Source organism: Variovorax sp. GW823-FHT04F07 (genome assembly GCF_058795995.1).
Genome location: NZ_JBXAIG010000001.1, coordinates 98,154 through 116,144, shown reverse-complemented (window position 1 = coordinate 116,144; position 17,991 = coordinate 98,154). Strand labels below are relative to the sequence as shown.

Annotated in this window: 16 protein-coding genes; 3 read left to right on the top strand and 13 right to left on the bottom strand. The window is 67.4% G+C overall.

What is annotated here, in order from left to right; all coding sequences use genetic code 11:
* The 9 genes from AC1RAA_RS00550 to glpD all read right to left on the bottom strand — a co-directional run bounded on the left by AC1RAA_RS00550 (nucleotide 1) and on the right by glpD (nucleotide 9,958).
* Nucleotides 1-1,137, bottom strand: coding sequence for a beta-ketoacyl-ACP synthase III (locus tag AC1RAA_RS00550; protein WP_062476726.1), 1,137 nt, complete (start codon nucleotides 1,135-1,137; stop codon nucleotides 1-3).
* Nucleotides 1,127-2,131, bottom strand: a complete 1,005-nt coding sequence (locus AC1RAA_RS00545) for a dialkylresorcinol condensing enzyme (RefSeq protein ID WP_492725882.1) — start codon at nucleotides 2,129-2,131, stop codon at nucleotides 1,127-1,129. Before AC1RAA_RS00545 ends, AC1RAA_RS00550 begins: the two co-directional genes overlap by 11 nt.
* A 168-nt stretch (nucleotides 2,132-2,299) precedes the next feature.
* Nucleotides 2,300-4,030, bottom strand: coding sequence for an ABC transporter substrate-binding protein (locus AC1RAA_RS00540; RefSeq protein WP_070059465.1), 1,731 nt, complete (start codon nucleotides 4,028-4,030; stop codon nucleotides 2,300-2,302).
* An 88-nt stretch (nucleotides 4,031-4,118) separates the two neighbouring features.
* Entirely contained in the window at nucleotides 4,119-4,427 is a 309-nt protein-coding gene (locus tag AC1RAA_RS00535; protein ID WP_062476731.1) for a DUF2160 domain-containing protein, read from the bottom strand.
* 12 nt (nucleotides 4,428-4,439) lie between these two features.
* Nucleotides 4,440-5,252: a carbohydrate ABC transporter permease gene (locus AC1RAA_RS00530; RefSeq protein ID WP_062476734.1), complete on the bottom strand. Its 813-nt coding sequence runs from the start codon at nucleotides 5,250-5,252 to the stop codon at nucleotides 4,440-4,442.
* Nucleotides 5,249-6,139 (bottom strand): carbohydrate ABC transporter permease, encoded by an 891-nt coding sequence (locus AC1RAA_RS00525; protein ID WP_492725880.1) that lies wholly within the window; start codon nucleotides 6,137-6,139, stop codon nucleotides 5,249-5,251. Before AC1RAA_RS00525 ends, AC1RAA_RS00530 begins: the two co-directional genes overlap by 4 nt.
* Complete coding sequence (locus tag AC1RAA_RS00520; RefSeq protein WP_492725878.1) at nucleotides 6,136-7,206, bottom strand: ABC transporter ATP-binding protein; 1,071 nt, start codon at nucleotides 7,204-7,206, stop codon at nucleotides 6,136-6,138. The genes AC1RAA_RS00525 and AC1RAA_RS00520 overlap by 4 nt, the downstream gene beginning before the upstream one ends.
* 2 nt (nucleotides 7,207-7,208) lie before the next feature.
* Nucleotides 7,209-8,282: an ABC transporter ATP-binding protein gene (locus AC1RAA_RS00515; protein WP_492725876.1), complete on the bottom strand. Its 1,074-nt coding sequence runs from the start codon at nucleotides 8,280-8,282 to the stop codon at nucleotides 7,209-7,211.
* A complete protein-coding gene (gene glpD, locus AC1RAA_RS00510) occupies nucleotides 8,282-9,958 on the bottom strand; it encodes a glycerol-3-phosphate dehydrogenase (RefSeq protein WP_492725874.1) in 1,677 nt (558 codons plus the stop codon). The genes AC1RAA_RS00515 and glpD overlap by 1 nt, the downstream gene beginning before the upstream one ends.
* A gap of 122 nt (nucleotides 9,959-10,080) precedes the next feature.
* On the opposite strand from glpD, the gene AC1RAA_RS00505 reads away from it, so the two are divergent.
* A complete protein-coding gene (locus AC1RAA_RS00505) occupies nucleotides 10,081-10,851 on the top strand; it encodes a DeoR/GlpR family DNA-binding transcription regulator (protein WP_062476748.1) in 771 nt (256 codons plus the stop codon).
* Between the two features lie 19 nt (nucleotides 10,852-10,870).
* Entirely contained in the window at nucleotides 10,871-12,367 is a 1,497-nt protein-coding gene (glpK, locus tag AC1RAA_RS00500) for a glycerol kinase GlpK (protein ID WP_159272363.1), read from the top strand.
* 12 nt (nucleotides 12,368-12,379) lie between these two features.
* Here glpK and AC1RAA_RS00495 read toward each other — a convergent pair whose 3' ends face one another.
* Entirely contained in the window at nucleotides 12,380-12,844 is a 465-nt protein-coding gene (locus tag AC1RAA_RS00495; RefSeq protein ID WP_062476754.1) for an SH3 domain-containing protein, read from the bottom strand.
* A gap of 202 nt (nucleotides 12,845-13,046) precedes the next feature.
* Here AC1RAA_RS00495 and AC1RAA_RS00490 point away from each other — a divergent pair, with 202 nt between their 5' ends.
* Nucleotides 13,047-14,708 carry a phosphoethanolamine transferase gene (locus AC1RAA_RS00490; protein ID WP_492725871.1) on the top strand — a complete coding sequence of 554 codons (1,662 nt, stop codon included), beginning with the start codon at nucleotides 13,047-13,049 and terminating at the stop codon, nucleotides 14,706-14,708.
* A 7-nt stretch (nucleotides 14,709-14,715) separates the two neighbouring features.
* Here the strand turns inward: AC1RAA_RS00490 and AC1RAA_RS00485 are convergent, their stop codons facing one another.
* The 3 genes from AC1RAA_RS00485 to AC1RAA_RS00475 form a co-directional block, all read right to left on the bottom strand.
* Nucleotides 14,716-15,306: an Lcl C-terminal domain-containing protein gene (locus tag AC1RAA_RS00485; RefSeq protein WP_492725869.1), complete on the bottom strand. Its 591-nt coding sequence runs from the start codon at nucleotides 15,304-15,306 to the stop codon at nucleotides 14,716-14,718.
* Nucleotides 15,307-15,430: 124 nt separating this feature from the next.
* Nucleotides 15,431-16,387, bottom strand: a complete 957-nt coding sequence (locus AC1RAA_RS00480) for an alpha-E domain-containing protein (protein ID WP_062476763.1) — start codon at nucleotides 16,385-16,387, stop codon at nucleotides 15,431-15,433.
* Nucleotides 16,388-16,398: 11 nt separating this feature from the next.
* Nucleotides 16,399-17,895, bottom strand: a complete 1,497-nt coding sequence (locus AC1RAA_RS00475; protein WP_062476766.1) for a circularly permuted type 2 ATP-grasp protein — start codon at nucleotides 17,893-17,895, stop codon at nucleotides 16,399-16,401.
* Nucleotides 17,896-17,991: the final 96 nt, after the last annotated feature.

The following is a 17,991-nucleotide window of genomic DNA, read 5'->3' as shown; positions in this document are numbered from 1 at the left end:
CTACACCGCCTCCAGGTAGATGAAGCCGCTGGAGAAGCGGCCGCTTTCCGGCACGAACATCAGGAGCTTCTGGCCCGGCTTGATACGCCCCGAGCGGAACAGCTCGTCGAGCATGATGTACGGCGAGGCCGAGCCCGTGTTGCCCTTGGTCGCGAGGTTGCTGAACCAGCGCTCGCGCGGAATCGGCAGGCCCAGCGCGGCCAGGCTCGCGGCCACGGGCTCGACGAAATAGTGCGACGACAGGTGCGGCAGGAACCAGTCGATGTCGTCGGTCTTCAGTCCGCGCCGCTCGATGATGGCCGCCAGCGGCTCGGCCAGCGTGGCGCGCACGATGTTGTCGTTGAGCAGGCGCACGTCCTGCTTGACGGCGAAGGTCGAGTCGCGCTGCCAGTCGGCCGGCGAGGTGCGGGCCCAGCCGTCGAGGCCGCCCTGCTCGTTCTTGTCGGCGCCGGCGTACATGCACACCGGCAGCTCGTGCGCCGCCGACGACAGCTCGATCCACTCGACGCGCAGCGACAGCGGCCCGCGCGGCTCGCGCTCCAGCAGCACCGCGCCGGCGCCGTCGGACAGCATCCAGCGCAGGAAGTCTTTCTCGAAGGCGATCTCCGGGCGCGCTTCGAGGGCCTCGAGCTTGTGCTCGAGCTCGGCTTCGAAGTTGATGCCGCGCATCACGGCCGAGGCCAGCTCGGAGCCCGTGGCGACCGCGCGCCGCGCATCGCCCGCACGCACCGACAGCCACGCATGCTTGAGCGCCGCCGCGCCGGCCAGGCAGATGCCGGCGCAGGCCACCACTTCGAGCCGGGGCCAGCCCAGTTCGCCGTGCACCATCACCGCGTGGTTGGGCATGAGCTGGTCGGGCAGCGAGGTGCCGGTGGCCAGGCAGTCGACCGGGCCGATGTCGTCGCCCAGCGCGCGGATGGCCGCGGCGGTGAGCTGCGCGTTGGTCATGGCCAGCTGGCCGGTGGCGCGATCAATCGCGTAGTGGCGCGACTGGATGCCGTTGCTGCGCAGGATGAGGCGTCGCGCACGCGACACCTTGCCGCCGATGCGGCCCAACACTTCTTCGATGTCTTCGTTGCTGACCGGAGAAAAAGGCAGGAAGGCAGCGGTGCGGGTCAGGAAAACATCAGTCGTCATAGAGAGGGAGCCGGTCCGTGGCAGAGCCCGACGGGCGCTCGAATTGAGCCGTCATTTTAGTCAGCCACCCTCGGAACAACGGCCGCAGCAGGGCCTGCAGCGTCAGGCTCACCGGCACGACGGTGACGATCAGTGCCAGCAGAAACAGCACGTACAGCAAGAGCAGCGGTTTACGCACCGCCGCGCCCGGCCCGCCGGCCGCCATGATCAGCTTGCCCCAGAGATAGAAGCTGCGCGTGCCGGCCTTCTCGCTGATGAGCAGGCGCGCCTGGGCGCGCACCGCGCCCAGCCCGGCCAGCAAGGGCGCATCGCCCTGCTCGCGGCCTTCATGCAGCGCGTCGCGCAGGGCCCGGCCGAAACGGCCGCAGCCGTGGATCTGTTCCTCGCTCAGGCCCGCGTCGGGCATGCCCCAGAAGCCGCGCTTGCGGCCCCAGATGAGCCAGGCCGGCGTGGTGAAGAAGGTGGCGAGCGTCGGGCCCGGGTCGGTGAGCACCACGTTGTCGATCAGGCGCGCGCCGGTGGCGGCGAGCAGGCCCTTGAGCTTTTCATGGGCCAGCAGCCACATGTTGCGGCAGGCAATGACCGTGACCACGGGTTTTCCCTTGAGCAGCCGTGCCGCCACGGGGTGCTGCAGGAAGGCCACGACCGGCTGCGCAGGCGCCAGGAACCAGACCTGGTACGGCAGGATGACGAGGTCGAAGTCTTCGTCGCCCGTGAGCGTCAGCGGCGCCAGCGGGCCCGGCTTCAGGTGGGCCGACTCGGGGAACGCGTCGAAGAAGGTCAGGAACGGCCAGGGAAAGGGAAAGCGCTGCAGCGGCCGCAGCGTTTCCACGCGCAGTTCGATGCCCGGATCGGCGCGCAGCGGCGCGGCGATCTGCCCGGCCACGCGGTCGAGTTGCCCGGTCTGCGAGTACTGGATCAGCAGGACGCGTTTGACACGCGCGCTCGGGGTGGCAGGAGGGCTGGCGGTGGGGCTGGAAGAACTTGGATTCACTGGCGGGCCGTGGCGGGGGCCGTCGAATGTAAGCGAACCTTTTCAAAGGTGCATCTGCCATAGGTCATGGCGTCGCGTGAATCCGACGAACCAGGGCGCCAGAAAGCGAAAAAGGGCCGCACCTCGCGGCGCGGCCCTTGTTTGCAATTGCTGCTGGCGACGCGCCGATCAGCGTACCTTGCCGGCCTTCCAGGCGCTCAGCAGCTTGTTGTAGTCGATGGTCTCGCCCTTGGGCTTCTCGTTGGCCAGCTTCTTCCACGGGGCGTGCTGGTCGCTGAGCCACTTGTTCGGGTCGCCCTTGGCATTGAGCTTGGGCGCGCAGTGGGCCATGCCGGCGCGTTGCAGGCGGCCCATCACGTTGTCCATCTCGTCGGCCAGGTTGTCCATGGCTTTTTGCGGGGTCTTCTCGCCCGTGACGGCCTCGGCCACGTTCTTCCACCACAGCTGCGCCAGCTTGGGGTAGTCGGGCACGTTGGTGCCGGTGGGCGTCCATGCCACGCGGGCCGGGCTGCGGTAGAACTCGACCAGGCCGCCCAGCTTGGGCGCCATGTCGGTCATGGCCTTGCTCTGGATGTCCGATTCGCGGATCGGGGTCAGGCCCACGATGGTCTTCTTGAGCGAGACGCTCTTGGAGGTCACGAACTGGGCGTAGAGCCAGGCGGCGGCGGTCTTGTTGGCGTCATGGCCGTTGAAGAAGGACCACGAACCCACGTCCTGGTAGCCGTTCTGCATGCCCTGCTTCCAGTACGGGCCGTTCGGGCCGGGCGCCATGCGCCACTTGGGCGTGCCGTCCTCGTTCACCACGGGCAGGCCCTTCTTGGTCATGTCGGCCGTGAAGGCCGTGTACCAGAAGATCTGCTGGGCGATCTGGCCCTGCGCGGGCACCGGGCCGGCTTCGCCGAAGGTCATGCCCATGGCTTCCTTGGGCGCGTACTTCTTCATCCAGTCGATGTACTTGGTGAGCGCGTACACGGCGGCCGGCGAGTTGGTCGCACCGCCGCGCGACACGGCCGCGCCCACGGGCGTGCACTTGTCGTCGGCCACGCGGATGCCCCACTCGTCGATCGGCATGCCGTTGGGGGTGCCGATGTCGGCGGTGCCGGCCATCGAGAGCCACGCATCGGTGAAGCGCCAGCCCAGCGACGGGTCCTTCTTGCCGTAGTCCATGTGGCCGTAGATCGGCTTGCCGTCGATGGTCTTCACGTCGACGCTGAAGAACTCGGCGATGTCCTCGTAGGCGCTCCAGTTCAGCGGCACGCCCAGGTCGTAGCCGTACTTGGCCTTGAACTTGTCCTTCAGGTCCTTGCGATCGAACAGGTCGGCGCGGAACCAGTACAGGTTGGCGAACTGCTGGTCGGGCAGCTGGTAGAGCTTGCCGTCGGGCGCGGTGGTGAACTTGGTGCCGATGAAGTCCTTGAGGTCGAGCCCGGGGTTGGTGTACTCCTTGCCCGCACCGGCCATGTAGTCGGTGAGGTTCATCATCTTGCCGTAGCGGTAGTGCGTGCCGATCAGGTCGGAGTCGGAAATCCAGCCGTCGTAGATCGACTTGCCCGACTGCATCGAGGTCTGCAGCTTCTCGACCACGTCGCCTTCCTGGATCAGGTCGTGCTTGACCTTGATGCCGGTGATTTCCTCGAAGGCCTTGGCCAGCGTCTTCGACTCGTATTCATGCGTGGTGATGGTCTCCGACACCACCGAGATTTCCTTGACGCCCTTGGCCTGCAGCTTCTTGGCCGCGTCGATGAACCACTTCATCTCGGCCGCCTGCTGGTCCTTGCTCAGGGTCGACGGCTGGAACTCGCTGTCGATCCATTTCTTGGCTTCGGGCTCTGCGGCCCATGCGCCGTGCGCGGCGACCATCGCCGCCGCCATTGCCAATGCCGTGTAGCGCATCTTCATGAATGTGTCTCCTCGGTTGTGCTTCCCCGGTTTTTTCATCGCGGCTCCGGGGAGGCGGAGAGCCGGACGCGTTGACGAAATCGGTGGGCTAGCCTTTGCGCATCACGAGCGCGAGCACGAACATCGACAGCACGAAGCCGATCCAGATCGAGGGTTCGGCCTCCAGGCTCAGCCACTCCTGCACCTTGCCGGCCAGGCCGACGAAGATCAGGTTGACGTAGGCAGCGGACAAGAGGCCGATGAAAAGCCGATCGCCGCGCGTGGTGGCAATGGGCAGCCAGCCGCGCCGCATCGTGGTGGGCGACTTGAATTCCCACACGGTCATGCCGACCAGCATGAGCGCGATGCAGCTGAAGAAAACGGCCACCGGGGTGGTCCAGACCATCCAGTCGAACATCTCTCGGTCTCCTTAGACGCGGCCCATCGCAAAGCCTTTTGCGATGTAGTGGCGGACAAACCAGATCACGATCGCGCCCGGCACGATGGTGAGCACACCGGCCGCGGCCAGCGTCGCCCAGTCCATTCCCGAGGCGCTCACCGTGCGCGTCATCGTCGCCACGATGGGCTTGGCGTTCACGCTCGTGAGCGTGCGCGCCAGCAGCAACTCGACCCAGCTGAACATGAAGCAGAAGAACGCCGCCACGCCCACGCCGGCCTTGATGAGCGGCAGGAAGATGGTGAGGAAGAAGCGCGGGAACGAGTAGCCGTCGATGTACGCCGTCTCGTCGATCTCGCGCGGGATGCCGCTCATGAAGCCTTCGAGAATCCACACCGCCAGCGGCACGTTGAACAGCAGGTGCGCCAGCGCCACGCCCAGGTGCGTGTCCATGAGGCCCACGGTGCTGTACAGCTGGAAGAACGGCAGCAGGAACACCGCGGGCGGCGTCATGCGGTTCGTCAGCAGCCAGAAGAACACGTGCTTGTCGCCCAGGAACGAATAGCGCGAGAACGCATAGGCCGCCGGCAGCGCCACGGTGAGCGAGATCACCGTGTTGATCGCCACGTAGATCAGGCTGTTGATGTAGCCCGAGTACCACGACTCGTCGGTGAAGATGCGCGCGTAGTTGGCCCAGGTGAGCTGCTGCGGGAAGAACGAAAAGCTCGAAAGAATCTCCTCGTTCGTCTTGAAGCTCATGTTGACCATCCAGTAGATGGGCAACAGCGCGAACAGGATGTACAGCAGCAAGAAGATGCTGCGCTTGTGGAATCTCTTTTCGTTCATTGTTCTTTCTCCACTTCTTGCGTGCCCACACGCTGCATCCAGTTGTAGAGCACGAAGCAGAACAGCAGGATGATCAGGAAATAGATCAGCGAGAACGCAGCCGCCGGCCCGAGGTCGAACTGCCCCACGGCCTTCTGCGTGAGGTACTGGCTCAGGAAGGTGGTCGCATTGCCCGGCCCGCCGCCCGTCAGCACGAAGGGCTCGGTGTAGATCATGAAACTGTCCATGAAGCGCAGCAGCACCGCGATCATCAGCACGCCGCGCATCTTGGGCAGCTGGATGTAGCGAAACACCGCGAACTTGCTGGCGCCGTCGATGCGCGCGGCCTGGTAGTAGGCGTCGGGAATCGAGCGCAGGCCGGCGTAGCAGAGCAAGGCCACCAGCGGCGTCCAGTGCCACACGTCCATCACCAGCACCGTGAGCCAGGCGTCGGTCGCACTGCCGGTGTAGTTGTATTCGATGCCCATGACCTGCAGCGCGTGGCCCAGGAGGCCGATGTCGGCGCGGCCGTAGATCTGCCAGATGGTGCCCACCACGTTCCATGGAATGAGCAGCGACAGCGCCACCACCACCAGCACCGCCGACGACTTCCAGCCCGTGGCCGGCATCGACAGCGCGAGTGCGATGCCCAGCGGAATCTCCACCAGCAGCACCGACAGCGAGAAGCCCAGCTGGCGCCACAGCGCCTGGTGCAGCTCGTCGTCGCGCATCACGGCGGCGAACCATTCGGTGCCGACGAACACGCGCCGGTCGGGCGAGATGATGTCCTGCACCGAGTAGTTGACCACCGTCATCAGCGGCACGATGGCCGAGAAGGCCACGCAGATCAGCACAGGCAGCACCAGCCACCATGCCTTCTGGTTGACCGGCTTGTTCGTCGGGTTCATGCGACCAGTTCCTCGTCCTTGTAGTAGCAGGTGTGGGTGTCGAGCACCCGCAGCCACACCGTGTCGCCCACCGAGGGCGGCTGTTCGTCCGAATGCATGCGCACCTTGACCACGCCGCCGTCGACCTCCGCGCTGAGCATCGCGTGCGTGCCGACGTCCTGCACCTGCTTCACCACCGCCGGCACGGCGCCGGCGGCGCCCGCGTTCGACAGGCGCAGGTACTCGGGCCGGATGCCCATCTTGAGCGCGCCGGGCGGCAGCTCGCGCGTGGGCACCAGCGGCGTGCCCGCCACTTCGAGTGCGCCGTTGGCGCTGTGGGCCGACAAAAAGTTCATGCCCGGCGAGCCGATGAAATGGCCGACGAAGGTGTGGGCCGGCCGCTCGAAAAGCGCCTCGGCGCTGCCCACCTGCACGGCCTTGCCGCGCGTCATGACCACCACCTCTTCGGCGAATGTGAGCGCCTCGACCTGATCGTGCGTCACGTAGATCAGCGTGAGCTTGAGCTCGCGGTGGATCTGCTTGAGCTTGCGGCGCAGCTGCCACTTCAGGTGCGGGTCGATCACGGTGAGCGGTTCGTCGAACAGCACCGCCGACACGTCGCTGCGCACCAGGCCGCGGCCCAGCGAGATCTTCTGCTTGGCGTCGGCCGCGAGGCCCGCGGCGCGCTGGTTGAGCTGGCCGCTCATGTCGAGCATTTCGGCGATCTCGCCGACGCGCTTCTTGATCTGGTCTTCGGGCACCTTGCGGTTGCGCAGCGGGAACGCCAGGTTCTCGGCCACGGTCATGGTGTCGTAGATCACCGGGAACTGGAACACCTGCGCGATGTTGCGTTCCTGCGGCGTGGCGCGCGTCATGTCGCGGCCGTCGAAGCTCACGCTGCCCTGCGAGGGCACGAGCAGGCCCGAGATGATGTTGAGCATGGTCGTCTTGCCGCAGCCCGAGGGGCCGAGCAAGGCATACGCGCCGCCGTCGCGAAAGCTCATCTTGAGCGGGAGCAGCGCGTAGTCGCTGTCCTGCGTGGGGTTGGCGCGGTAGGCGTGGGCCAGGTCGAGATCGATGCGTGCCATGACTAGCTTCCTTTGCGCCATGCCGGCGCGAGCGCCAGCTTTTCGCTGGCATCGAACACATAGGCTTGCGATGCGCTGAAGTACAGCGTGATCGAAGCGCCCAGCTCGAAGCGGTGCACACCGGTGAGCTGCGCCACCAGTTCGCCCACCGCCGTGTCGACGTGCACGAAGGTGTCGGAGCCCGAAATTTCGGCCAGCTCCACCTTGCCGGGCAAGGCGATGTCGCCCTCCCCCGCATTCACGTTCAAGGCACTCGCGCGCAGGCCGACGGTGACCGCCCCCGACACGCTTTCAGGCAGGGCCAGCGTGAGCGCGGGCCCGCCCGCGAGCTGCACGCGGCCGGCCGCGGCCGTGCCCGCCAGCAGGTTCATCGGCGGATCGCTGAAGGCGCGCGCCACGCGCAGCGACTGCGGCGCGTGGAACACCTCGGCGGTCGGGCCGTACTGCAGCAGCTCGCCGGCGTCCATCACGGCCGTGTAGCCGCCCAGCAGCAGCGCTTCGCCGGGCTCGGTGGTGGCGTAGATGACGGTCGAGTCGCCGGTGGCGAAGAGCTGCGTGAGTTCTTCGCGCAGGCCTTCGCGCAATTTGTAGTCGAGGTTGACCAGCGGCTCGTCGAGCAGCATGAGCGGTGCGCTCTTGGCGAGCGCACGCGCCAGCGCCACGCGCTGCTGCTGGCCGCCCGACAGCTCCTGCGGGTAGCGGTCGAGGAACATGCCGATGTGCAGCTTGTCGGCCAGCGCCTTCACCCGCGCGTCGATGTTCGACTCGCCGCGCAGCTTCAGCGGCGAGGCGATGTTGTCGGCCACCTTGAGCGAGGGGTAGTTGATGAACTGCTGGTAGACCATCGCGACGTTGCGCTCGCGCACCGGCGTGCCGGTGACGTCCTTGCCGTCCACCAGCACACGCCCGGTGCTGGGCGTGTCGAGCCCGGCCATGAGGCGCATCAGGCTGGTCTTGCCGGCCTGCGTGGCGCCGAGCAGCACGGTCACCGCGCCGCTTTTCGGCGCAATGCTCTGCTCGTAGAGCCAGGTTTGCGCGCCGACCTTCTTGGTGACGCGCTCCAGAGTCAGCTGCATCAGCTCACCTCCACTTCCACGGTGTCGTTGTTGTTCTTTGCGTTGGCCTGCAGCCAGATGGCCACTTGCTCGCGCTCGGCCGGCGTGTAGTGCAGGCCGAGCTTGGTGCGGCGCCAGAGCACGTCGTCCGAGCTCACGGCCCATTCACGCGCCTGCAAGAAGCGCAGCTCGCGTTCGTACAGGCCGGGCGCCACCTCGGCGCCCATGTCGGCCAGCGACTGCGCCTCGCCGACCAGTTCGGCCACGCGCGCGCCGTAGCCGCGCGCCAGCCGCAGCGCGACCTGGGCGTCGAGCCAGGGGTACTTCGCCTGAACGGCCGCCACGAAGCGGCCGAAGTCGTCGTCGGGGCGCTTGGGCGCGCCGATCCAGGCCGACAGGTCGCCGCCGGCCAGGAAGGCGCCGTCGGTCCAGGCCGGACGCTGCGCGCCCGACTGGCCGAGCATCTTGCCGACCTCGTCGGCCGCGTCCTCGGCCAGCTTGCGGAAGGTCGTGATCTTGCCGCCCCACACCGACAGCAGCGGCGCGGCGGTGGTGTTCGACTCGAGCAGGTAGTCGCGCGTGACGGCCGACGGGTCGCCCGAGGCGTCGTCCAGCAGCGGGCGCACGCCCGAGTAGGTCCAGACCACGTCGGCCGGCACGATGGCCTTGTCGAAGTAGCGGCTGGCCTGGGTGCACAGGTAGTCGATCTCTTCCTGCGCGATGCGCGCGGCGCCGGGGTCGTCGCCGCTGATCTCGATGTCGGTGGTGCCGATCAGCGTGAACGCGCCCTGGTAGGGAATGGCGAAGATGATCCGCTTGTCGGGGTTCTGGAAGATGTAGGCGTGGTCGTGGTCGAACAGGCGCGGCACGATGATGTGGCTGCCCTTCACGAGCCGCAGGCTCTTGGTGGCCAGCGCCTCGCCGCGCGCCGACTGGGCCACGCCGCGCAGGAAGGATTCGGCCCACGGGCCGGCCGCGTTCACCACGGCGCGCGCACGCACGGTGCGGTGCGCGCCGTCGGGGCCTTCGAGCGTGGCGACCCAGCCGTCGGCGCCGCGCTGCGCATGGATGCAGCGCGTGCGCGTGAGCACTTCGGCGCCCTTCGAACGCGCGTCGATGGCGTTGAGCACCACCAGCCGCGCGTCGTCGACCCAGCCGTCGGAGTACACGAAACCGCGCTTGTACTGCGCCTTGAGCGGCGCGCCGGCCGGATGCTGGCGCAGGTCGATGCCGCGCGACGGCGGCAGCACCTCGCGTTTGGCGAGGTGGTCGTACATGAACAGGCCGATGCGGATCATCCAGGCCGGACGCATCGAGGGGTCGTGCGGCATCACGAAGCGCAGCGGCCACATGATGTGCGGCGCGCTCTTGAGCAGCACCTCGCGCTCCTGCAGCGCCTTGCGCACCAGCGAGAACTCGTAGTACTCGAGGTAGCGCAGCCCGCCGTGGATCAGCTTGGTGGAAGACGACGAGGTGTGCGAGGCCAGGTCGTCCTTCTCGCACAGGACCACGCGCCAGCCCCGGCCGGCCAGGTCGCGCGCAATGCCGCAGCCGTTGATGCCACCGCCGACGATCAGCACATCGCAATCGGTGGCGGGCTCGGCCGCTGGAGAGGAGAAATCGGTCACAGGCTGGAGGTCCGTAGGTTCGTGACTTTTGTCAGCAAAGGCCGAGATTGTATTTTCGCGTTTTTTCATTTGGATTCCTTTTGGCGCGATTTTCCTCCGAGTTTTCCCTTACTCGGCTTCGTTTTCTTTCGTTTTAAAGTGACGCGGCCTGTACCCTCGACCCCAGTCTTTCCGCTTTCCACGACGCCTCTGTGAACTCCAACCCGCGCCAGATCAACCTCCTCGACACCGTGCGCGCGCGCGGCTCCGTCACCGTCGAACAGCTCGCCGACATGCTGGGCGTCACGCTGCAGACCGTGCGGCGCGACGTGCAGCGGCTGGCCGATGCGGGCTTGCTCACGCGTTTCCACGGCGGCGTGCGCGTGCCCAGCTCGACCACCGAGAACATCGGCTACCAGCAGCGCGAAACGCTCAATGCCGACGGCAAGGCGCGCATTGCGCGCCGCGTGGCCGAGCTGGTGCCCAACGACTGTTCGCTCATCCTGAACATCGGCACCACCACCGAGGCCATCGCCAAGGCGCTGATGCGCCACACGGGCCTGCGCGTGATCACCAACAACCTGAACGTGGCGACCATCCTGAGTGGCAACACGGCCTGCGAGGTGATCGTGGCCGGCGGCTCGGTGCGCCCGCGCGACCGCGCCGTGGTGGGCGAGGCCACCATCGACTTCATCCGCCAGTTCAAGGTCGACATCGCGCTCATCGGCGTGTCGAGCATCGAGGCCGACGGCTCGCTGCGCGACTTCGACCTGCGCGAGGTGAAGGTCGCGCAGACCATCATTGCCCAGGCGCGCGAGGTGTGGCTGGCGGCCGACGCGAGCAAGTTCAACCGGCCGGCCATGATCCAGCTGGGCACGCTCTCGCAGATCGACCGCCTGTTCACCGACGCCGCGCCGCCGCCGCCCTTCCCCGACCTGCTGCACGCCGCGCAGGTGCGCCTCGAGATCGCGCGCGACAACTGAACCCCATCAGACTCATCGAATGACCACCTACCTGCTTGCCCTGGACCAGGGCACCTCCAGCTCGCGCAGCATCGTGTTCGACCGCGAAGGCCGCATCGTCGCCATCGCCCAAAAGGAACTCACGCAGATCTACCCGCAGCCGGGCTGGGTCGAGCACGACCCCATGGAAATCTGGCGCAGCCAGCTGGCCACCGCGCGCGAAGTGCTGGCCAAGGCAAAGCTGCAGCCCGCCGACATCCACGCCATCGGCATCACCAATCAGCGCGAGACCACCGTGCTGTGGAACCGCACCACCGGCCAGCCGGTGCACCACGCCATCGTCTGGCAGGACCGCCGCGCCGAACCGCTGTGCGCGCAGCTGCGCGAACAGGGCCTGAGCGACACCATCCGCGAGAAGACCGGCCTGGTGATCGACGCGTATTTCTCGGGCACCAAGCTGCGCTGGCTGCTCGACAACGTGCCCGGCGCGCGCGCCCAGGCCGAACGCGGCGAACTCGCCTTCGGCACGGTCGACAGCTGGCTCATGTGGCAGCTCACCGGCGGCAAGGTGCACGTGACCGACGTGAGCAACGCCTCGCGCACCATGCTCTTCAACGTGCACACGAACGACTGGGACGCCGACCTGCTGAAGGCGCTGGACATCCCCGCCGCGCTGATGCCGAAGGTGCAGCCCTCGAGCTCGCACTTTGCCGACACCGACGCCGCGCTGCTGGGCCACGCGCTGCCCATCGGCGGCGTGGCCGGCGACCAGCAGAGCGCCCTCTTCGGCCAGGCCTGCTTCGAGGCCGGCATGGCCAAGAACACCTACGGCACCGGCTGCTTCCTGCTGATGCACACGGGCGGCGCGTTCCAGCCCTCGCACAACGGCCTGCTCGTGACCAGCGCGGCGCAGGTCGATGCGACACCGCAGTACGCGATGGAAGGCAGCGTGTTCGTCGGCGGCGCCGTGGTGCAGTGGCTGCGCGACGGCCTCAAGGCCATCAAGGGCAGCGCCGAGGTGCAGTCGCTGGCCGAGAGCGTGCCCGACGCCGGCGGCGTGATGATGGTGCCGGCCTTCACCGGCCTGGGCGCGCCCTACTGGGACGCGGACGCGCGCGGCACGATCACCGGGCTCACGCGCGGCACCACGGTCGCGCACATCGCGCGCGCCGCACTGGAAAGCATCGCCTATCAAAGTGCCGCGCTGCTGCAGGCCATGAGCCGCGACGCCGTGGCCGCGGGCGGCAAGCCCGTGGCCGAGCTGCGCGTGGACGGCGGCGCGAGCGTGAACGACCTGCTGATGCAATTCCAGGCCGACCTGCTGGGCATTCCGGTGGTGCGGCCCGAGGTGGTCGAGACCACCGCGCTGGGCGCGGCCTACCTGGCGGGGCTGTCGACCGGCGTCTACACCGACGCGCGCCAGCTCTCGAAGCTGTGGAAGGTGGAGCGCCGCTTCATGCCGACCATGGGCCGCGCGCAGGCCGAGGAATCGATGGCGCGCTGGGAGCGCGCCGTGCGCCAGGCCACCGCGACCTGAGCGCCCTCGGGTTCACCAGCCCCAGAGGGAGCGCTTCAGCACCCAGCCGGTGGTGCCGCCTTCGTGGCGCACCTTCACCCAGTCGCCGCGGCGCTCGAGGGTGCGCAGCACGTCGCCGTACACGGCCTTCTTCACGACCGGGCTGCGCGCGCCGGGCGCGCGGCGCAGTTGCGCGGTCTTCGCCTTCACGACGTGGTGCGGCGTCTTGCTCGTCATCGAACGGAAGACCCAGGCCTTGTCGTTCTCGAAATCGGTGACGCGCAGCCAGTCGCCCTTGCGGCCGATCACGCGCAGCGGATAACCCCGGCTCACCGTCCAGTGCGCCTCGGCGCGCTGGCTGGGGGCGGTGCGCATGTTCAGGGTCTTGACCGCGACACTGACCATCTGCGGCTGCGCGGCAAAGGCGGACGGCAGCAGCATCCACGAGAAGAAGAATGCGAGCAGGAGCGCGGGCAGTCGGCGGCTGAATCGGGCCATGGGGCGAGGGTTCCTTTCGAGAAGACACGGGAGGTCCGGCAAATGCCGGTCGAAGCCCCCCTCTGGGACGCTGAGCGCCGATAAGTTCCGCGGGGATATCCCTGAGCCGCACTCCAAAGACCCCGCGAGGGTCGGGACACTGGCCGTGTCGCGGCAGGGTGCGGGGCAGAATTCGGCCGCCCTCGACTCCCCCGCGCCGCGCTTGACACATCCCGCCATCGACGCCCCGCGTCCTCCCTCCAGCGCGCTGCTGGCCTGCGGCGTGGTCGGCGCGACGCTGCTGGCGCTGATCGCCCTGGGCCACGACGGCCGCCGCATCGCCCAGCTCGCGGTGCTCGCCGCGCCACCCGTGCTCTGGCTGCTGTGGCCGCTGCACAGCGCGCGCCTGCGGCGCTGGCGCACGGCGCTGGTGTGGCTCTGGGTCATGGGCTTCGGCCTGGACGCCGTGGTCCGCGCCTACCTGCTCGACACCTACCAAGCCGCGCCCGACAGCGCCATGGTGCTGGGCGCCGCGGCCAACACCAACGCGCGGGAAAGCGCCGAGTACCTGCGCATGCACTGGCGCTCCGCCGTCGTGTGGTCGGCCGCGCTCGTGGCGGCGGGCCTGCTGGCGGGCCTCTTCGCGCGACGCGGTGCCACGGCGCCGCGTGCGCGGCGGCCGTTCTGGGCGCGCTCGCTGCTGCTCCTCATCCTGCTCGCCGCCTGTGTCGCCTACGTGAGCAAACCCTGGCGCCGGCTGCACCCGGTCGTCTTCTGGACTCAGTGGTCGCAGTCGCTGCACGACCAGCGCGCCGCCTGGGCCGACCAGGAAAAAACCCGCGATGCGCAGATGGCCCAGGCCCGGCAGATCGCGCCGGTGATCACGCGCGAAGGGCCGTCCACCGTCGTGCTGGTGATCACCGACAGCATCAACCGCGACAACATGGCCCTGTACGGCTACGGCCGCCCGACCACGCCGCGCCTGCAGGCACACAAGGCGCAGGAGGGTGACCGCATGGCCGTGCTGCGCAACGCGTGGTCGGTGGACGCAAGCACCCTGCCCGCGCTGCGCAACATGTTCCATTTCGGCCAACCCGCGAATGGAAACGACGGAAACAACGGGAATGGCGACAGCCCGCCCCACCTGCTGGCCCTGGCGCGCGCCGCCGGCTACAAGGTCTGGTGGATCAGCAACCACGACGACCTGGCCATCGAGCAGCAGCACGCGCGCTACGCCGACGTGGTCGACATGGTGAACCGCACGCCGGGCCGCGCCAGCGCCTCGCTCGACGGCGAGATCCTCGACTGCGTGCAGGAAGCCTTTGCCGACACCGGCACCGAGCGCAAGCTCATCGTGGTCCACCTGATGGGCGCGCACCCGCACTACAGCCTGCGCTTTCCCGAGAACGCCAATCCCTTCGACGACAGCGTCGACGCGGTCGAGAACGGCCTCGTGAAGGACGGCCGCTCGGCCTGGGTGCGCCACTTCCGCCAGGAGTACGACGCGGCCCTGCTGTACCACGACTTCGTGGTGTCGGAACTGCTGCAACAGACCCGCAGCACCGGCAAGCCGGACGACTACCGCGCCTGGATGTACCTGTCGGACCACGGCCAGGAAGTCGGCCACGGCAGCGACCGCGCAGGCCACAGCCCCGCGACCGCCTCGGGCTACCGCATCCCGGCCGTCGTCTGGCGCAACCGCGAGCCACTGCCCACCGGCGCCGCCACGCAGCAGCCCTTTCGCGCGGACTGGGCCGGCTGGAGCCTGATGGACCTGCTGGGCATCCGCTGGAGCGGGCAGAAGGCCGAGCGCAATGTGCTGGGCGACAGCTATCGGTGGCAGGCGCCGGAGATTCCGGTGGTGGTGGAGTCGTTCTCGAAGTAGCGGGAGGTCAGCGATCGGCCACCGGCCGCACGGCGTGGGTGGCCTCGGCCGCCTCGTTCTGGCCAATCCACGCATTGCTGAAGTCCACGGCATAGAAGTGCTGCGCGGCCTCGCTGCCCGAGCCCGACCAGAACTTGCGCAGCGGCGTATCGGGAAAGCGCGCACCGTCGATGGTGGGAACGGAGGTTTCGCGGGCGCACCACCGGGGCACGGTGACGGGCTCCCGTTCGGGGCTCAATTCGAGCGTGAAGGTCTCGTCGACCAGGCCATGGTCACAACGCCGCAGCGCCGCCAGCTCCACGATGGTCGGCAGCCGCCATTGCGAGATGCCTTCATGGCCCTTGATGTTGAGCGCCTGCACGCGTTCCTGCGCGTCCATCAGGCTCAGGGCTTCGGCCTCGCCGATGCAACGGCCACCCTGCCAGGTCTGCCCCAAGGCGCAGCGCAGCCAGCGCAATCCGGTGGCGGCATCGACGACGACGGCCGTCGATACCTGCGCGGAGGCTTGTTCTTTCGGTGAGGCGGCCTGGTCGCAGCCGGCGAGCAACGCGACAGCCGCGAAGGCGGCGGCCTTCCACTTGCCATCACGGGCAAGCATTGATTTCTTCATGAAAACTCCCTGCGGTCAGCAACTTGGATCGAGATCGAACTCGAATGCTACCGCCGGGTGCGCGAGGTCCCGGGGCCGGCCCGGGCCCGCAGGACGTCGATTCGATGCGTCGTCAGTGCGCCGGCACCAGGAAGTCCTGACTGATGCGCCCGCCCAGCTCGTTCACCCGGTCGAGGAACTGCGTGAGGTAGGCATGCAAACCCGTCGCCAGGATCTCGTCGACCCGCGCGTACTGCAGGTCGGCCAGCAGCTTGCCGGCGCGGCGCTGGGTTTCGGCGCTCTGCTCGTTCTGCACCTTCGCGAGGTTGTTGACCACCTCGACCAGGCTCGCGTGCAGCGAGCGCGGCATGTCGGCGCGAAGAATGAGCAGCTCGGCCACGCGCTCGGGCTTGATCACGTCGCGGTACACCTTGCGGTAGACCTCGAAGGCCGAGACGCTGCGCAGGATCGCGCTCCAGTGATAGAAGTCGTACTCCTGGTCTTCCTCGGTGGCGGCACCGAAGAATTCGCTGTTGAGCGCGTGGAACTTCACGTCGACCAGGCGCGCCGTGTTGTCGGCACGCTCCAAAAAGGTGCCAAGGCGCGAGAAGTAGAACGCCTCATCCTGGAGCATGGTGCCCAGCGTGACGCCGCGCGACAGGTGCGAGCGGAACTTGACCCACTCGAAGAACTGGCCCGGGTCGCGCTCGAAATCGCCGGCGCGCAGCATGCGGTTCACTTCGAGCCAGGTGGTGTTCTGCGTTTCCCAGGCCTCGGTGGTGAGCGCGCCGCGCACGGCACGCGCATTCTCGCGGGCGGCCTTCAGGCAGGAGACGATCGACGACGGATTGCTCTCGTCCTTGACCATGAACTCCATGACTTCGTTGGGCGTGATCTGGTCGTACTTCTTGCTGTACCAGGGCAGCAATTCGCTGATCGAGAGCACGCCCTGCCAGCCGTACTTGGCAACCTCGGCCGACTGCGGCAGCAGCGAGGTCTGGTAGTTGACGTCGAGCATGCGCGCCGTGTTCTCGGCACGCTCGGTGTAGCGCGACATCCAGTAGAGGTGGTCTGCGGTGCGGGACAGCATCGTTTGTGCTCCTACTGCGATTGGCTTTGCGACTGCGTGGCCGCCTTCGGCTTGGCCGTGCGGTCCGCTTCGAGAATCCAGGTGTCCTTGGTGCCGCCGCCCTGCGACGAGTTGACCACCAGCGACCCTTCTTTCAGTGCCACGCGCGTGAGGCCGCCGGGCACCATCTGCACCTCGCTGCCCGAGAGCACGAAGGGGCGCAGGTCGATGTGGCGCGGCGCAATGCCGGCGTCGACGAAGGTCGGCGAGGTCGACAGGCTCAGCGTGGGCTGGGCGATGTAGCCGTCGGGCTTGGCGATGACGGCCTTCTTGAAGTCTTCGATCTCGGCCTGCGTCGCGGCCGGGCCGATGAGCATGCCGTAGCCGCCGGCGCCGTGCACCTCCTTGACGACCAGGTCCTTCATGTTGTCGAGCGTGTACTGCAGCTCGTCCTTGTTGCGGCACATGTAGGTGGGCACGTTCTTCAGGATCGGCTTCTCGCCGAGGTAGAACTCGACCATCTTCGGCACGTAGGGGTAGATCGACTTGTCGTCGGCCACGCCGGTGCCCACGGCATTGCAGATGACGACGTTGCCCTGGCGGTAGGCACGCATGAGGCCCGCGCAGCCGAGGGTGGAGGTCGGGCGGAACACCTCGGGGTCGAGGAAGTCGTCGTCGACGCGGCGGTAGATCACGTCGACCCGCACCGGGCCGCGCGTGGTGCGCATGTAGACGAAGTCGTCCTTGACGAACAGGTCTTGTCCCTCGACCAGCTCCACGCCCATCTGCTGGGCCAGGAAGGCGTGCTCGAAGTAGGCGCTGTTGTACATGCCGGGCGTGAGCACCACCACCGTGGGCTCGGCCGTGGCCGGCGGCGCGCTGGCGCGCAGCGTTTCGAGCAGCAGGTCGGGGTAGTGGGCGACCGGCGCGATGCGGTTCTGGTTGAACAGCTCGGGGAAGAGCCGCATCATCATCTTGCGGTTTTCGAGCATGTAGCTCACGCCGCTGGGCACGCGCAGGTTGTCTTCGAGCACGTAGTACTCGCCGTTGCCCTGGGCATCGGGGGCACGCACGATGTCGATGCCCGAGATGTTCGAGTAGACGTTGTGCGGCACGTTCACGCCCATCATCTCGGGACGGAACTGGGCGTTGTTCAGGATCTGCTCGGCCGGGATGATGCCGGCCTTGATGATTTCCTGGTCGTGGTACACGTCGTACAGGAAGCGGTTGAGCGCCGTGACGCGTTGCACCAGCCCCTTTTCCATGCTCTCCCACTCATGGGAGGGAATGATCCGGGGCAGCAGGTCGAACGGGATCAGCCGCTCGGTGCCGGAGCCGTCCTCGTCCTTGGCGCCGTACACCGCGAAGGTGATGCCGACCCGACGGAAAATCATCTCCGCCTCTTCACGGCGCGATCGCATCACCTCACCGGGTTGCTTCGCAAGCCATTGGTCGTAGCGCTTGTAGTGCTGTCGGATTGCAGCGCCCGCATAGGGGAGCTGCTCATACATCTCGTCGAATTTGTGCATGGAACGACCAATCTCCTTGAGCCATAGCTTAGCAAGTTCGAGGCCAGTAGAAGCCCTAGGTTTGGGCCCGATGCGAGGGCATTTCGCGTTTCGGAC

Bases quoted from the DNA above. Each gene is read 5' to 3' on its own strand.
- AC1RAA_RS00480 (WP_062476763.1), bottom strand. From the start codon at position 16,387: ATGCTGTCCCGCACCGCAGACCACCTCTACTGGATGTCGCGCTACACC.
- glpD (WP_492725874.1), bottom strand. From the start codon at position 9,958: ATGAAAAAACGCGAAAATACAATCTCGGCCTTTGCTGACAAAAGTCAC.
- AC1RAA_RS00475 (WP_062476766.1), bottom strand. From the start codon at position 17,895: ATGCACAAATTCGACGAGATGTATGAGCAGCTCCCCTATGCGGGCGCT.
- AC1RAA_RS00540 (WP_070059465.1), bottom strand. From the start codon at position 4,030: ATGAAGATGCGCTACACGGCATTGGCAATGGCGGCGGCGATGGTCGCC.
- glpK (WP_159272363.1), top strand. From the start codon at position 10,871: ATGACCACCTACCTGCTTGCCCTGGACCAGGGCACCTCCAGCTCGCGC.
- AC1RAA_RS00550 (WP_062476726.1), bottom strand. From the start codon at position 1,137: ATGACGACTGATGTTTTCCTGACCCGCACCGCTGCCTTCCTGCCTTTT.
- AC1RAA_RS00520 (WP_492725878.1), bottom strand. From the start codon at position 7,206: ATGGCACGCATCGATCTCGACCTGGCCCACGCCTACCGCGCCAACCCC.
- AC1RAA_RS00525 (WP_492725880.1), bottom strand. From the start codon at position 6,139: ATGAACCCGACGAACAAGCCGGTCAACCAGAAGGCATGGTGGCTGGTG.
- AC1RAA_RS00515 (WP_492725876.1), bottom strand. From the start codon at position 8,282: ATGCAGCTGACTCTGGAGCGCGTCACCAAGAAGGTCGGCGCGCAAACC.
- AC1RAA_RS00530 (WP_062476734.1), bottom strand. From the start codon at position 5,252: ATGAACGAAAAGAGATTCCACAAGCGCAGCATCTTCTTGCTGCTGTAC.
- AC1RAA_RS00485 (WP_492725869.1), bottom strand. From the start codon at position 15,306: ATGCTTGCCCGTGATGGCAAGTGGAAGGCCGCCGCCTTCGCGGCTGTC.
- AC1RAA_RS00495 (WP_062476754.1), bottom strand. From the start codon at position 12,844: ATGGCCCGATTCAGCCGCCGACTGCCCGCGCTCCTGCTCGCATTCTTC.
- AC1RAA_RS00535 (WP_062476731.1), bottom strand. From the start codon at position 4,427: ATGTTCGACTGGATGGTCTGGACCACCCCGGTGGCCGTTTTCTTCAGC.